This is a genomic window from Micromonospora parastrephiae, from assembly GCF_016802865.1.
Taxonomy (GTDB): domain Bacteria; phylum Actinomycetota; class Actinomycetes; order Mycobacteriales; family Micromonosporaceae; genus Micromonospora; species Micromonospora parastrephiae.
In genome coordinates, this window is record NZ_JAEVHM010000153.1 from 1 (window position 1) to 13,447 (window position 13,447).

The following is a 13,447-nucleotide window of genomic DNA, read 5'->3' on the forward strand; positions in this document are numbered from 1 at the left end:
GGGTGGTTAGGAGGGGGCGGAGGGCTGCGACGATGGGGGCGTCGGCGGGGAGCCAGGTGACCGAGTCCAGCTCGTCGACGGTGAGCCAGCGCAACCCCTCGTGCTCCAGCGCCTGCGGCTCGTCGCCGTCGAGCAGGCGGGCCGCGTACACCTTGAGCACCGAGCGGCCGTGTGCCATTCGCACGTTGCGACCGACCCGGTCGCCGATCTCGACGCGTACGGCCAGTTCCTCGGCGCACTCCCGGATCAGCGCGTCGGTCTCGCCCTCCCCCGGCTCGACCTTCCCGCCGGGGAACTCCCACATGCCCGCCACCTCCGGTGGGGCGGAACGCGCACAGGCGAGCACCCGCCCATCCCGGATGATCGCCGCTCCGACGATCACCTTCAGGTCCCGTCGTTCGGTCTGCCCGCCGCCATTCGCCCGTTCGGTCCGCACGGGCGTCCAGGGTGCCAGATCAATCGGCGGTTTGGGTACCGGAACCGGCCGCTAGGCCAGCAGAACCCGGAAGTGTGGGCGTGGACACCCCTTCCGAGCGACGACAGACTAGAGGGCACCGACAAGACACGGGATGGCGGCGATTTGGCCACAAGCCGGCAACGGCGCTTGGGGGGTGCGGTGATGCGCGTGCTGTTCAACAGCCGAGCCAAGCACGACTACCTTTCCGACGCGTTGACCTTGCTATCTGGTTGGACGCGGGAAGGCGAGCAGATCCGACGGACGCTGGTGATCGACGATACCCAACACGCGGCGCTGACCGAACGGGTGAAGGTGGTCGCCGACGCGCTGCACCTGCGCCCTGAGATCAGCCGACGGTCCGACAGCACCCAGATTTGTGTCGGGCACGGCAACGGGGAGCCGCTGACCGAGGGCGAGGTCCTGCTGGCCGCCCGCATCGAGGACGCGTACCGGGCGGTCACCGAGTCCTGAATCTTTGCGTGGACTCTGAGGTTTTCCTGAAAAGCGCTGGGGTACCAATCTGTCGCGGGAGCGGACAAGCGTTCCTCAAACGACCAGACCCCCACACAGTGCTTTTCAGGAGCTGAGATGACTACGCCCACCCAGAATCGCGCTACCGACCACGGCGATCACGCTGGTCAGCACGACGTACGCCGCGTCCACCGCCACGGCGACGAGACGAAGCCGTCCTGGAAGACCAGCGAGCTTGCGATCTACGTACTCGCCGTCATCGGCGTGCTGATCGCGTCGAACGCGGTCGGCGACGGTGCCGCGAACAACGGTGCCGACTACTTCGCCGCCGACAAGGCGTGGTGGTACATCACTCTGCTGACCATCGGCTACCTGGTGAGCCGGGGGCTGGCCAAGGCTGGCAGCCGCAGCACCGACCACGACCCGCGCAGCGACCACTGACGTACCACCGGAGCCCCGCGCCTGCCCCCTCCCAACGGGGAGGCGCGGGGCTTCCGCATGTCGCGGGCTCACCGGTCGGCTACGCCGGCCCGGCACTGCTGTCCGAGGATTGGGCGCCGGCGGTGGCGGCGGGTCACCCGCTCACCCGGGAACAATCGGTGTCGGAGGTGCTCGCCGACCACCCGGTGGTGCAGTATCCGAGCGTGACCTCGATGGAGTTCAAACGGGACCGCACCCCGTCCGGCCGACCGGTGCCGAAGGGACCCTCCGGAAACACCTTCTCCGAGCCGGTCTGGCTACCCAGCAACACCACCACCCGGGTACGCGAGTTCGTCCGCGTCGCGACCGACGCGAACGCCCGATGAGACACGCCGAGTTCCGCCACCACCGGCTCGTCCAGGTGTACGACGCCGAGTGCACGTGGGGGCCGGACGACGACTTCTTCCAGTCGGTGGTCGACGAGACCCCGGCCGCCCGGGTGCTCGACCTCGGCTGCGGCACCGGACGGCTGACCGTTGCCCTCGCCGCCGCCGGCCACACCGTCACCGGCGTGGACCCGGCCGGCGCGTCCCTGGCCGCCGCCCGCGCCAAGCCGGGCGGCGAGCGGGTGACCTGGCTGGAGGGCACCTCGACGCTGCTGCCGGACCGTGCGTTCGACGTTGCGGTACTGACCAGCCACGTCGCGCAGTTCTTCGTCGACGACGCGGAGTGGGCGCGTACCCTCGGCGACCTGGCCCGGGCGCTCGTGCCCGGCGGCCGGCTGGTGTTCGACGCCCGCGACCCGGCGGACCGGCGCTGGGAGCGGTGGAACCCGGTGGATTCGCAGCGGCTGATCAGGCTGCCGGACGGCGGCGAGGTGCGGGCGTGGACCAGGGTCACCGGGGTACGTGACGGAGTGGTCGACTTCACCCACCACTACCACTTCGACGACGGCGAGGAGCTACTCAGCTCGGCGAGCCTGCGCTTTCGCACCGAGGCCGAGCTGCGCACCTCCCTGACCAGGGCGGGCTTCGTCGTGGATCGCATTCACGGGGGCTGGCGCGGCGAGCCCGTCGGCCGTGGCGACGGCGAGTTCGTGGTTCTCGCCCGCGCGGGCGCGCTGGCACCGGTTTCCTAGCCTGGATCGCATGGCGAACATCGCGTACGACCGCAAGGAGCAGGTCCAGCAGATCCAGAGTGGCCTGCTCGACGGTGAGCAGATCATCGCCGTCTACGACGCCGTCGGCACGGGCACCGGGTTCATCGGGCTGACCGACCGGCGCGTGATCATCCAGGACCGTTCGTTCGTCGGGAAGCGCTTCGCGATCACCAGCATCCCGTACTCGAAGATCACCAGCGTGAGCGTGGTCAGCAACAAGTCCTGGGGAGGTTCGTTCTTCTCCACCGGCGCCATCGCCATCCACGTGGGCACGCACACCTACGAGGTCGAGTTCCGTGGCGCGCAGAAGAGCCACCACGTGCACAACGTGATCTTGCACCACATCTCCTGACGCACGCCCCGCTGCGGGGTCCGGCCGGCGTAAATGCCTTGCCGGGCCCCAACCGACTCTGGTGTCCTCACTCGACAGCCGCACGAAGGGAGCAGCCGCCATGCCGAACACGACGAGGTACCCCGAACCCACCGTCATCCGACCTGAGGAATCGAGACTTCGTGAGCAGAACTGTTCCCCTGGCCGTGGCGCTGCTGCGCGCTACTGACCCCAACTCCGGAGGCCGCTGATGTCGGTCTTCGACGATCCCGGCCTGTTCGGCCGGCTGTGGGCCGCCGGATATGACGACGGCGGCACCAACCCCGACCCGGCGCCGGCCGTGGACTTCCTGGCCGACCTGGCCGACGGCGGTCCGGTCCTCGAACTGGCGATCGGCACCGGCCGCGTCGCGCTGCCGCTGGCCGAGCGCGGCCTCACCGTGCACGGCGTCGAGGCGTCCGAGGAGATGCTCGCGCAGATGCGGGCAAAACCCGGTGGCGACCAGATCCCGGTGGTCGTCGCCGACATGGCGGACGTACCGGTGAAGGGTGAGTTCCGGCTCGCGTACCTGGTCTTCAACACGCTGTTCAACCTGGTCGACGCCGAGCGGCAGGCGGATTGTTTCCGCAACGTCGCCCGGGTGCTGTCGCCGGGCGGGGCGTTCGTCATCGAGACGTTCGTGCCCGACCCGCGCAGCTTCGACTCGGACGAGCAGGTGCAGGTGCGTGAGGTCACCGAGGACTCAGCGACGATCCGACTGCACCGGTACGACCGGCCGGCGCAGCGGTTCATCCGGCAGACCATCACGTTCGACAGCGCGGGCGTACATCTGAAGCCGTTCGCCATGCGGTACGCCTGGCCGCACCAGATCGACGAGATGGCGCAGCGGGCCGGGCTCCGGCTCACCGAGCGGTACGCCGACTGGCACCGGCGACCGTTCCAGGCCGACAGCCCGTCGCACATCTCGGTCTACCGCGCCGAGTAACGGTTTGGTCGACTCGGGTTCCGGAAAGTCGGGGTGTCATCGCCACGACGACACCCCAACTTCAAGGAACCCGAGTCGATCACCGACGGCCGGCGTCCGCGAGGTCAGTGCCCGTCGCTGATCTGGACGTCGTCCGGCGCCGGCCTACCGCGCCCCGTCTCCACCAACGCCTTCAGACTCATCAGGAAGACCGCCCACTTGGTGCTGCACTCGTGCATGAGTTCGGTCGGCTCGCGCCAACCGACGTGCGTGAAATCAACGATCGTGTACTTACCCCGCTGGTCGAGACGCCAGTTGATCTCGGTGCCGATCCACTCGTCGGGACCGCCGACGACCCGCCACCGCACTCGGCCAGCGGGGTCCAGCTCAAGGATCTCCAGGTCGAACCCACCGTCGCCGCCGAACCGGACGGCCAACTGCCCGCCGACGTCACTCTTGCCGGTCGTGTCGACCGACCACCAGCCGGCGACGCCCTCCGGAGTCGCCACCGCTCGGTAGACGTCGTCGAGCGAAGCGACAACGCCGACCTGGTGCAGAATGTCGACCATTCTCATTCTCCTTCGTCGTTGTGACGGGTGCGCTCGATCGCCTCGGCGATGCGCTTGATCCGGCGGATACGGGCATCCCAGGTGGCGCCGACCGCCGACAACTGCGCGACCGCGCGGGCGAGCTGCGCCTCGTCGACCTGGTAGTGCCGCTCGCGGCCGGCCGGCTCGGCGTGAATGAGGCCGACCCGGTCGAGGACGGCCAGGTGCTTCGAGACCGCCTGGCGGGTCACGGGTAGCCGCCTGCTCAGCGACGTCGCGGTGCCCGGCCCGTCGGCGAGAAGAAGGTCGATCATCGTACGTCGGGTGGGGTCGCCGATCGCCGACCACAGCTCATCGTCGACGGTCGTGCTCATGCGGTGGCGACCAGCCGCGCGACGTACGTGCCCAGCCTGGGCATGTAGTGGTCCCAACCGTTCTCGTGGTCGCGGTACTGCTCCTCAAGGACAGCGATCTCCCAACCCATCTCGCGGAACCCGGTCTCGGTCATCCGAACGAGGGTCCCCGCCCCGCTGGGTGCCAGGTCGAAGGTGACGAGCAGCGCCTGCCCGCTCCGGTCCGGCTCCGTGAAGCACCACCGGAAGGAGAATCGCTTCGGCGGGTCGACCTCGACGACGGCGAGCGCGACGGTAGTCGTCTCGCCGGTGTCGGCGTTGCGCCACACCAACTCGCCGGGCGCGCCCGCCACCGACTCGAACCGTGCGTCGTCCGGCCACCACTCCCGCATGTGCTCGGGCTGGCTGACGACCTCGAAGACCACCTCGGGTGAAGCGTCGACGTGGATGTCGCGCTCAATGGTTCCCTGTTCCATGCTCACAACCTTTCGCAACCTTTGGTTGCACTGAACCTACGACAGCCCGCGCAATCGCGCAACCTTTAGTTGCGTGTCGCGGCCCGCGTCGTACCCGTGGCGCACAATGCCGCGTATGTCTGAGCCAACTCCGCAGCGGCACCACGCCATCGACTACGTCGAGCTCACGGTGACCGACCTCGCCGAGGCCAAGCGCTTCTACACCGACGCGTTCGGCTGGCAGTTCAACGACTACGGTCCGGGGTACGCCGGCATCCGCAGCCCGCACGGCGACTCCGCACCCGAGGTGGGCGGTCTCCGTCTGGACCAGGAGGTCCGCGTGGGCGGTCCGCTGGTGCTGCTCTACTCAAGCGACCTGGACCGGTCCGTGCAGGCCGTGAAGGACGCCGGCGGCCGGGTGACGAACGGGCCGTACGGGTTCCCGGGCGGGCGACGATTCCACTTCACCGACCCCAGCGGCAATGAGCTGGGTGTCTGGGCCGAGCAGTAACGGGACGCGGGGTGGTGCTCAGACCACTGATGGTCGCGGACAGTGACGGCCGACGGATTCTGGTGCATGATTCACAGATGGATGACGAGCTGCGCCTTGCCTGACCCCGCGGAGCACCGGAGTCGGAGCAACCGCCCACCGGGGACGATTCCGCCGGCCGGACCCAGCTTGACGGACGCGTGACCGGCAGCAGCGGGCGACACAGCTACGATCCTGAGGTGGTTGCGACCAGCGGTGTCACGGACGCAGAGCGGTTACGCCGCATCGAGGCGGTGACCGATGCGACGCTGTCCCGGCTCGACGTGGCCGACCTCTTTGACGAGTTGCTCGACCGGGTCCGCGAACTGCTGAACGTCGACACCGCCGCCATCCTGCTACTGGATGTACACGCTCGCCAACTCGTGGCCACCGCCGCGAAGGGGCTGGAGGAGGAGGTCCGGCGAGCCTTCCGGGTCTCGATCGGCCAGGGCTTCGCCGGCCGGATCGCCCTCACCCGCCGACCGGTGATCATCGAGCACGTCACCGCCAATCAGGTGGTCAACCCGGTCCTGTTGCAAACCGGGGTCAAGTCCCTGCTCGGTGTACCGGTCTTCTCGCGCGGCGAACTCATCGGCGTCCTGCACGTGGGGACCCTCACACCGCGCCGGTTCGCCCCGGACGAGGCCCGGCTCCTCGAACTGGTCGCCGACCGGATCGGCGTGGCCAGCCAGGCCCGGGCTCACAGCCTGGACCAGAACGCCGCCCTGGCCCTGCAACGGAGTTTGCTCCCCACCGAGTTGCCCAAGGCGCCGAATCTGGAAATGGCCGCCCGATACGTTCCCGGTCACGTCTCCGGCGTCGGCGGCGACTGGTACGACGTCTTCACCCTCCCCTCCGGGTGGCTGGGAGTGGTCATCGGTGACGTGTCGGGTCACGGGTTGCAGTCGGCGGTGGTGATGGGGCGGATTCGAAGTGCGCTGCGCGCATACGCCCTGATCTCGGACGACCCGGCGGAGGCGTTGACCCTCCTGGACCGGAAGGTCAATCATTTCGAGACCGGCAGCCTCAGCACCGCGCTGTACGCGATGATCTCCCCGGACGGCGCGACCGTCCGCATCTCCCTGGCCGGGCACCTGCGCCCCGTGCTGGCCCTGCCAGCGCAGCCCGCCGACCTGATCACCGCGCGGTCGACCCTCCGCTCGGCATCGGCTACCGGACGCCGCAGCGGCACACCACCGTGGTGGACTTTCCGCCCGGCGCCGTCCTGGTCGGCTACACCGACGGGCTCGTCGAACGCCGTGGCGAACTGATCGACACCGGCATCGCCCGTCTGACGTCCGCCGTTCCCCTCGCACCTCCCGACACCGTCTGCGCCGCCGTGATGGCGACCCTCGACACCGAGAACCCGAACGATGACGTCGCCGTGCTGGCCATTCGTCGAACAACCCCCGAACTCGCGGGAGGATGAGATCCCACGAGCTCGGTGCGACCGTGCGCGCCGCTATCGACTCGACTTCGGCCATGTCGTGGCACGCAGCACGCCGGTCAGCATCGGCAGGGTGAACTCGCCGCGGGCGGTCTCGGGTCTGCTCCCGAGGAAGGCGCGGATCCGGCCGAGCACGGCCTCCCGCTCCCGATCTGGCATGACCAGCATCCCTGCCCGCGTCGCGAGTGTCGCCACGAGGGAGTCGGCGGTGCGGCGCTGCCCGTGCGGGAACTCGACCTGCTCCGTCGAGCCGAATGTGGCGACCAGGCCAGTGCCCGGAACGAGCATGTCTTTCGTCGCCGCGCGCCAACTGCCCAACGTGTCACGTCGGCCGATGGCCGCGCCTCCGGCGACCCGTTCGAGTTCGGCAACCCAGTCGATCCGGTCGTCCATGACGTTCCACAGACCAGCCAGGATGCCTCCGGCCGCGAGAACTCTGGCGATCTCCGGCCCCGCGACGGCCATGTCGAACCAGTGCAGGGCGTTGCCGGCCAGCACGACATCGACGGACGCGTCCGGCAACGGGATCGCTTCGGCGCTACCCGACAGGGCGCGGACGGCCGGCAGCGCGCGGCGTAGCTCGGTGAGCATCGCCGGGTCGGGTTCGACCGCGATGACCTCCGCGCCCAGCGCGACAAGCGTTGCGGACAGCTTGCCGGTGCCGGCGCCAAGGTCGAGGACTCGCGGGCCGGGCGCGGGCTCAAGCGCCCAGCGCACCGCGGCCTGCGCGTAGTCCGGGCGGTGCTCGGCGTATGCAGCCGCCGCCGCTCCGAACGACGAGCTGAGCAGCGACCGTCCCTCCACGCGGTCACCCTACCGGCGCGCCGCCAAGAAGGCGGTCAGCCGGCGAGGCACGCGGTCCGACCTGCGGGACGCGTCGGATTCAGACGTTGAAGCGGAACTCCACCACGTCGCCGTCCTGCATCACGTACTCCTTGCCCTCGATGCGGACCTTGCCCGCCGCCTTGGCCGCCGCCATCGATCCGGCCGTGACCAGGTCGTCGTAGGAAACCACCTCGGCCTTGATGAAGCCGCGCTGGAAGTCGCTGTGGATGACACCCGCGGCCTCCGGTGCGGTGGCGCCGACCGGGACGGTCCAGGCGCGTGCTTCCTTGGGGCCGGCCGTGAGGTACGTCTGGAGCCCCAGGGTGCGGAAGCCGACCCGGACGAGCTGGTTGAGGCCCGGTTCGTTCTGCCCGATCGACTCCAGCAGCTCGCGGGCCTCCTCCTCGGGCAGGTCCACCAGCTCGGATTCGATCTTGGCGTCCATGAAGACGGCCTCGGCGGGGGCGACCAGGGCGCGCAGTTCGTCGAGGAACGTCTCGTTGGCCAGTTCGGCCTCGTCGACGTTGAAGACGTACAGGAAGGGCTTGGTGGTGAGCAGGTGCAGCTCGCGCAGGTGCTCCAGCTCGATCTTGGCGGCGGCGGCCCCCGAGTACAGGGTGGTGCCGCCGTCGAGCACCTCGATGGCGGCCTTCGCCGCGGCGACCGCGGCGGCCCGGTCCTTGCGGAGCTTGGCCTCCTTCTCCAACCGGGGCAGCGCCTTGTCCAGAGTCTGCAGGTCGGCGAGGATCAGCTCGGTGTTGATCGTCTCGATGTCGTCGGCCGGGGAGATCTTGCCGTCGACGTGCACCACGTTCGGGTCGGAGAAGGCCCGGACGACCTGGCAGATCGCCGAGGCGTCGCGAATGTTGGCCAGGAAGGCGTTGCCCCGGCCCTGCCCCTTCGACGCGCCGCGGACCAGGCCGGCGATGTCGACGAACGACACCGGGGCCGGCAGCACCTTCTGCGAGGAGAAGATCTCGGCCAGCTTGCCCAGCCGCTCGTCGGGCAGCCCGACCACGCCGACGTTGGGCTCGATGGTGGCGAACGGGTAGTTCGCCGCCAGCACGTCGTTCTTGGTCAACGCGTTGAAAAGCGTGCTCTTGCCGACGTTGGGCAGGCCGACGATGCCGATGGTGAGACTCACGACGGGCCAGCTTACGCCGGTGCGGACCGGCCCGGTCCAGGCGGCTCCGATTCGGCGGGCCAGGCGCCAGCGGTGGTCGCGCCTCGGCGGGTCCCGACGCTGGTGTCCCGTTGCTACCCTCGTCGATGTCGCGTGCGACGTTAGGGGGCGTTGTGGACCAGGTGACCGAATTCGACCGACTGTTCCAGCAGACCCGCCAGGCACTGGCGTCGATGCGGTCGACCGGTCAGGCCCCCGACGACGGCACGGGCGTCCAGCCGGCACGGGGCACCGGATCCGCGGCGGGCGGCCAGGTCGAGGTCGTGGCCGTCGGTCAACGCGTCGAGTCGGTGACGGTGGACCCGCGCGCCCTGCGGATGGGCGCCGAGATGCTCGGCGAGCAGATCACCCTGGCGGTCAACGCCGCGCTGGACGACCTGCGGCTCCAGGCCGGCGACGCGGTGGACGCGCCCGCGGTGGACCCGGTGGCGCTGGGCCAGCAGCTCGACGAGTTGCAGAACGAGTCGGTACGCAGCATGGCGGCGATGACCGATGCGCTCACCGACGCGGTGCGGCGCATCCAGCAGGCAGCGAGGTGATGGCGTGCGCGACGACCTCCAGGTGCACCCGCCCGCGCTGCGCCAGGGCGGCGGTCAGCTGTCCACGGTGGCCGAGCAGCTCGCCGCGCAGTGGGAGGCGCTGCGCGCGCGCACGGCCTCGATGGGCGACATCTTCGGTGACGACGACGTGGGCGGTCTGATCGGCATGTCGTACCAGGTGGCCGAGGAGATCGCGGCGGAGTGCCTCGGGTCGGTCGTCGACGGGCTGCGCGGCTTCGGTGACGGGTTGAGCCTGATGGCCGACCAGTACGACCTGGTCGAGCAGGACAACGACGCCCAGTTCACGACGATGAGCTGGTAGGCGGGTCGATGGGCATCATGCTGCCCGGCGAACTCGCCGGCCTGCTCAACGAGTTGGGCTACACCTGGCCGAAGTCGGACGAGACGAAGATGTTCGAGCTCGGCCAGATGTGGATGGAGATGGCCGACTCGCTGAACAACGCGGCGGCGGAGGGTACGGCGGCCGCGCAGCGGGTGCTGGACGGCAACCAGGGCGACGCGTTGACCGCGTTCCAGAAGCGCTGGGAGGCCGGCGGCTCGGCGATCTCGGTGCTCCGGGACGGTGGCACCGGTGCGCAGATGGTGGCCGCGACGCTCTTCGTGTGCGCGCTGATCGTCCTCGCCCTGAAGATCAACGTGATCGTCCAGCTGATCATCCTGCTGGTGCAGATCATCCAGGCGCTCGCGACGGCCGCGCCGACGTTCGGTGCCTCGCTGCTGGAGATCCCGGTCTTCAAGAAGCTCACCGACATCGTCCTCAACATGCTGATCGACCAGGCCATCGGGGTGGTGCTGGGATGACCTCTCCCCTGCCCGAGCTGTACATCGGCGTCGACGTCGAGGCGGACGGGCCGATCCCCGGGCCGTACAGCATGATCTCGCTGGGCATGGCCGTCGCCGGTCGCCCGGACCTGACGTTCTACACCGAGCTGCGTCCGATCTCCGACGAGTTCGTCCCGGCCGCGCTGGCCGTGTCGGGTCTGGACCGGGACCGCCTGCTCCGCGAGGCACCCACCGCGCAGGAGGCGATGTCGGCGGCGGCGGCCTGGGTCAACGGGTTGCGCCGGATCGGCCGGCCGGTCTTCCTCGCGGCACCCGCGGTCTGGGACGGCATGTTCGTGCACTGGTACTTCGTGCGCTTCGTCGGCCACAGCCCGTTCGGCGCCACCGGCTCCGGCGTCGACCTGCGCAGCTACTGGATGGGGCTGACCGGCAGCGAGTGGGTCCAGACCCGCAAGGGAAAGATCAAGCACGAGCTGGGTCTGCACGACGTGCCGCACACACACCATGCCGGCGAGGACGCCGCCGAGCTGGCGCAGGTCTTCGACGCGGTGCTGCGCCGCCGGCAGTCGGGCGAGCCGGCGTGACCGGTCGTCGACGGGACCTGCCGGACGGCGCCACGAGGGCTGCCCGGGGCATCGTGGCGCAGGCCGCCCGGAGCATGATGCGGCGGGCCGACGACGTGGCCGGCGAGACGGCCGAGGCGGCCACCACCCGGGCCGCCCGCCGGATCCCGCAGGGCTTCACCGAACGACAGTGGACCCGGTTCACCCGGGGCGCCCGGCAGACGCAACGGCAGGCCGGGCTGCCCGACGGGGACCTGGTCGCCCACGGCAGTCGGGTACGCGGCACCGCCCGCCCGGACTCCGACATCGACGTGGCGCTCATCGTCGACGACAAGACCTTCTTCGACCTGGCCGAACGCTCCCTGTCGCGGGCGCCGGACGGGACCCGGCTGCGCAAGACGATGCTGCGCCGGATCAACGAGAACGGTCAGCTCGCCAGCTTCGACCTGGGCACCGACTTCACCCACCTGCGGCGCGAACTGATGGACACGCACGTGCCGCACAAGGTGCAGTTCTCCGTGCTGCGCCGGGGCGGCAGGTTCGACAACGGCCCGTTCCTCCCGCTCGATTGAGCGGTTCCGCATCTGGCAAGGTGGCAGACGTGCAGACGACGTTGCAGTTCCTCATCATGGTCGACGGCCCGCTGACGGCGGCGGAACTGCTGGACCTGATCCGCACCCGGCTGCCCGACGCGGTGCCCTACCGGCGGGACTCGGTGGACGTCCGCGGCAACCTACTGGAGATCAACCCCAACGAGGACGCCGACCCGCAGCTCGCCGCCACCGACGAGGACGACTACCTGTACTTCCGGTGGCGGGTGGAGCTGACCCCGATGGACAAGACGGTCGACGAGGGGCACCAGATCGCCCTCGCCCGGGAGCTGCTGCGGGCGATCGAGGGGCCGCAGGCGCGGGCGACCGTGTGCGCCGCGTTCGAGGACCGGGTCTGACCCGCTCTCAGCCGAGCAGCCGGGGAGCGATGACGGTCTCCCGCACACTGCCGTCCGCGCCGCGACTCACCTCGTACGCCGAGACGCCCTCGCGGTCCGCGACTGCCTCGACCAGCCGGGTGCCCCGGTAGACCAGGCCGACGCCGTCGTCGGTGCAGTGGCTGGCCGGCAGCGTCCCCTCGCCGACCAGCTCGTGCATCAGCGGGCGCCGCTGGTCCTCGCTGTCGTAGTGCACGCCGTTGCCGTACGGCAGCCAGGCCAGCCCCTCGGTGAAGCCGCGCAGGCGGGGGCCGAAGCTGTCCGTGGCACCGCCCACGTGCCAGCAGATCGATCCGGCGGAGACGCCGGCCAGCACCACGCCGGCCTGCCAGCACTCGTGCAGAATCTCGTCGAGCCCGTGCACCCGCCACACGGCCACCAGGTTGGCCACGCTGCCGCCGCCGACCCAGATGACGTCCTGGGCGAGCAGGTGAGCACGGACGTCCTCGACGTTCGGCATGGGGAACAGCGCGAGGTGCGACAGCCGGAACCGGGTGTCGGCGAACGCGCCGTAGACGGCGGTCAGCGAGGTGGGCTGGTCGCCGACGGCCTGCCCGAGGTAGCACACCCGTGGCTGCGGACCGGCCTCGGCCAGCTCGGCCGCCAGCTCGAAGACCGGGCTGGGGCGCATGTCGAACGGACCCCGGTCGCCCCGGAGGAAGCCCATGCTGGTGGCGACGATGGTGGGTTCGCTGGCGGGCATCGGGCGTCCTTCCGTCGGGCTGGGCGGCGGCCTCCATCCTGCCGCAGTCGCCCCACGGACGATCACCGGTCCGCGCGGACGTGCCATTGCCGGCACGGCGCGTGGGGGGCTCAGTCAGGCCGCCGCTGGCGGGGCACCTCGACCTCGGGCGGCAGCTCGTCGAACGGTCGCTCGGTCGGCGGCAGGTGGGCCGCCGCGGCACGGGGCAGGATGAACCGGTCCGTGGCGGCGGGGCCGGCGGACACCGACTCGCGCAGCATCCAGCGCACCTCGTCGGCCGTCCAACCCAGCCCCGGCCGCGCGACGATCTCCCGGATGAGCCGCCGACCCACCGTCGTGTCGTCGTCGTAGAAGCGCATGCACCAGTGGTGCGTCCACATGCCGAGTGCCCGTAGACCCGCGTCGTCGAGCGAACGGACCAGTCGGCCGCAGGCGGTGTCGGAGAAGGGGCGCTCGGCGTCGGCGGCCCGGTCCCGTTCGATGGCGCCGACCGCCGCCGGTGCCACGGCCCGCATCCGGCGGTAGAAGGACTGCGCCACCGCGCGGGGCAGCGGCGGGAACGAGCCCTGTGTCGACGCCGCCACCCAACCCGCCACGCTCGCCATCGCCGCACCCCTTCTTGAGTTGGTGGCCGGACGTTACCCGGCACGACCGACACTTCCGGGCGGAAAACCCCCACCCCGCCCTCCCGTCCCTCGGTGATCAACG

At 70.1% G+C, this 13,447-nt stretch carries 23 protein-coding genes; 15 read left to right on the top strand and 8 right to left on the bottom strand.

The annotated features are described in order from the left end of the window. Positions 1-436, bottom strand: a 436-nt coding sequence (locus JNW91_RS23745; protein WP_203177644.1) for a (deoxy)nucleoside triphosphate pyrophosphohydrolase, incomplete at its 3' end; no start/stop codon positions are given. 183 nt (positions 437-619) lie between these two features. On the opposite strand from JNW91_RS23745, the gene JNW91_RS23750 reads away from it, so the two are divergent. The 6 genes from JNW91_RS23750 to JNW91_RS23775 all read left to right on the top strand — a co-directional run bounded on the left by JNW91_RS23750 (position 620) and on the right by JNW91_RS23775 (position 3,823). Beyond that, positions 620-928: a 4a-hydroxytetrahydrobiopterin dehydratase gene (locus tag JNW91_RS23750; RefSeq protein ID WP_203177645.1), complete on the top strand. Its 309-nt coding sequence runs from the start codon at positions 620-622 to the stop codon at positions 926-928. Positions 929-1,045: 117 nt separating this feature from the next. Beyond that, positions 1,046-1,369 (top strand): hypothetical protein, encoded by a 324-nt coding sequence (locus JNW91_RS23755; RefSeq protein WP_203177646.1) that lies wholly within the window; start codon positions 1,046-1,048, stop codon positions 1,367-1,369. 158 nt (positions 1,370-1,527) lie between these two features. Continuing rightward, on the top strand, positions 1,528-1,734 hold the full coding sequence (locus tag JNW91_RS23760) for a hypothetical protein (protein WP_238425588.1): 207 nt from the start codon (positions 1,528-1,530) through the stop codon (positions 1,732-1,734). Beyond that, on the top strand, positions 1,731-2,486 hold the full coding sequence (locus tag JNW91_RS23765; protein WP_203177647.1) for a class I SAM-dependent methyltransferase: 756 nt from the start codon (positions 1,731-1,733) through the stop codon (positions 2,484-2,486). The genes JNW91_RS23760 and JNW91_RS23765 overlap by 4 nt, the downstream gene beginning before the upstream one ends. Before the next feature lie 10 nt (positions 2,487-2,496). After that, the gene (locus JNW91_RS23770; RefSeq protein ID WP_139585517.1) at positions 2,497-2,859 is read left to right on the top strand and encodes a PH domain-containing protein; all 363 of its coding nucleotides are present in this window, start codon (positions 2,497-2,499) and stop codon (positions 2,857-2,859) included. A gap of 229 nt (positions 2,860-3,088) precedes the next feature. Then, positions 3,089-3,823, top strand: coding sequence for a class I SAM-dependent methyltransferase (locus JNW91_RS23775; protein ID WP_203177648.1), 735 nt, complete (start codon positions 3,089-3,091; stop codon positions 3,821-3,823). Between the two features lie 104 nt (positions 3,824-3,927). On the opposite strand, the gene JNW91_RS23780 is transcribed toward JNW91_RS23775, so the two are convergent. The 3 genes from JNW91_RS23780 to JNW91_RS23790 are packed head-to-tail and all read right to left on the bottom strand — an operon-like array spanning position 3,928 to position 5,179. After that, positions 3,928-4,371: an SRPBCC family protein gene (locus JNW91_RS23780; RefSeq protein ID WP_203177649.1), complete on the bottom strand. Its 444-nt coding sequence runs from the start codon at positions 4,369-4,371 to the stop codon at positions 3,928-3,930. A 2-nt stretch (positions 4,372-4,373) separates the two neighbouring features. Continuing rightward, a complete protein-coding gene (locus JNW91_RS23785) occupies positions 4,374-4,724 on the bottom strand; it encodes an ArsR/SmtB family transcription factor (RefSeq protein ID WP_203177650.1) in 351 nt (116 codons plus the stop codon). Further along, positions 4,721-5,179 carry an SRPBCC domain-containing protein gene (locus JNW91_RS23790; RefSeq protein ID WP_203177651.1) on the bottom strand — a complete coding sequence of 153 codons (459 nt, stop codon included), beginning with the start codon at positions 5,177-5,179 and terminating at the stop codon, positions 4,721-4,723. Before JNW91_RS23790 ends, JNW91_RS23785 begins: the two co-directional genes overlap by 4 nt. 115 nt (positions 5,180-5,294) lie before the next feature. Between JNW91_RS23790 and JNW91_RS23795 the strand changes: the two genes are divergently transcribed. The 3 genes from JNW91_RS23795 to JNW91_RS33235 all read left to right on the top strand — a co-directional run bounded on the left by JNW91_RS23795 (position 5,295) and on the right by JNW91_RS33235 (position 7,116). Beyond that, positions 5,295-5,669, top strand: a complete 375-nt coding sequence (locus tag JNW91_RS23795; protein WP_203177652.1) for a VOC family protein — start codon at positions 5,295-5,297, stop codon at positions 5,667-5,669. 218 nt (positions 5,670-5,887) lie between these two features. Then, the gene (locus JNW91_RS23800; protein ID WP_309244473.1) at positions 5,888-6,958 is read left to right on the top strand and encodes a PP2C family protein-serine/threonine phosphatase; all 1,071 of its coding nucleotides are present in this window, start codon (positions 5,888-5,890) and stop codon (positions 6,956-6,958) included. Further along, positions 6,889-7,116: a SpoIIE family protein phosphatase gene (locus JNW91_RS33235; protein ID WP_309244474.1), complete on the top strand. Its 228-nt coding sequence runs from the start codon at positions 6,889-6,891 to the stop codon at positions 7,114-7,116. The genes JNW91_RS23800 and JNW91_RS33235 overlap by 70 nt, the downstream gene beginning before the upstream one ends. Before the next feature lie 33 nt (positions 7,117-7,149). Here JNW91_RS33235 and JNW91_RS23805 read toward each other — a convergent pair whose 3' ends face one another. Next, positions 7,150-7,938: a class I SAM-dependent methyltransferase gene (locus JNW91_RS23805; RefSeq protein WP_203177653.1), complete on the bottom strand. Its 789-nt coding sequence runs from the start codon at positions 7,936-7,938 to the stop codon at positions 7,150-7,152. A gap of 79 nt (positions 7,939-8,017) precedes the next feature. Beyond that, a complete protein-coding gene (gene ychF / locus JNW91_RS23810) occupies positions 8,018-9,103 on the bottom strand; it encodes a redox-regulated ATPase YchF (RefSeq protein WP_203177654.1) in 1,086 nt (361 codons plus the stop codon). A 161-nt stretch (positions 9,104-9,264) separates the two neighbouring features. Here ychF and JNW91_RS23815 point away from each other — a divergent pair, with 161 nt between their 5' ends. From JNW91_RS23815 to JNW91_RS23840, 6 genes are read left to right on the top strand one after another with little or no spacing between them, the layout of a single operon-like run. Next, positions 9,265-9,681: a YbaB/EbfC family nucleoid-associated protein gene (locus tag JNW91_RS23815; protein ID WP_203177655.1), complete on the top strand. Its 417-nt coding sequence runs from the start codon at positions 9,265-9,267 to the stop codon at positions 9,679-9,681. A 4-nt stretch (positions 9,682-9,685) separates the two neighbouring features. Continuing rightward, entirely contained in the window at positions 9,686-10,003 is a 318-nt protein-coding gene (locus JNW91_RS23820) for a WXG100 family type VII secretion target (RefSeq protein ID WP_203177656.1), read from the top strand. A gap of 8 nt (positions 10,004-10,011) precedes the next feature. Next, the gene (locus JNW91_RS23825) at positions 10,012-10,503 is read left to right on the top strand and encodes a WXG100-like domain-containing protein (RefSeq protein ID WP_203177657.1); all 492 of its coding nucleotides are present in this window, start codon (positions 10,012-10,014) and stop codon (positions 10,501-10,503) included. Next, on the top strand, positions 10,500-11,069 hold the full coding sequence (locus JNW91_RS23830; protein WP_203177658.1) for an exonuclease: 570 nt from the start codon (positions 10,500-10,502) through the stop codon (positions 11,067-11,069). The genes JNW91_RS23825 and JNW91_RS23830 overlap by 4 nt, the downstream gene beginning before the upstream one ends. Further along, positions 11,066-11,620, top strand: a complete 555-nt coding sequence (locus tag JNW91_RS23835) for a nucleotidyltransferase domain-containing protein (protein WP_203177659.1) — start codon at positions 11,066-11,068, stop codon at positions 11,618-11,620. Before JNW91_RS23830 ends, JNW91_RS23835 begins: the two co-directional genes overlap by 4 nt. 29 nt (positions 11,621-11,649) lie before the next feature. After that, a complete protein-coding gene (locus tag JNW91_RS23840; RefSeq protein ID WP_203177660.1) occupies positions 11,650-11,997 on the top strand; it encodes a hypothetical protein in 348 nt (115 codons plus the stop codon). A 7-nt stretch (positions 11,998-12,004) separates the two neighbouring features. Here JNW91_RS23840 and JNW91_RS23845 read toward each other — a convergent pair whose 3' ends face one another. After that, on the bottom strand, positions 12,005-12,739 hold the full coding sequence (locus JNW91_RS23845) for a Type 1 glutamine amidotransferase-like domain-containing protein (protein WP_203177661.1): 735 nt from the start codon (positions 12,737-12,739) through the stop codon (positions 12,005-12,007). A gap of 110 nt (positions 12,740-12,849) precedes the next feature. After that, the gene (locus JNW91_RS23850) at positions 12,850-13,344 is read right to left on the bottom strand and encodes a hypothetical protein (RefSeq protein ID WP_203177662.1); all 495 of its coding nucleotides are present in this window, start codon (positions 13,342-13,344) and stop codon (positions 12,850-12,852) included. Positions 13,345-13,447: the final 103 nt, after the last annotated feature.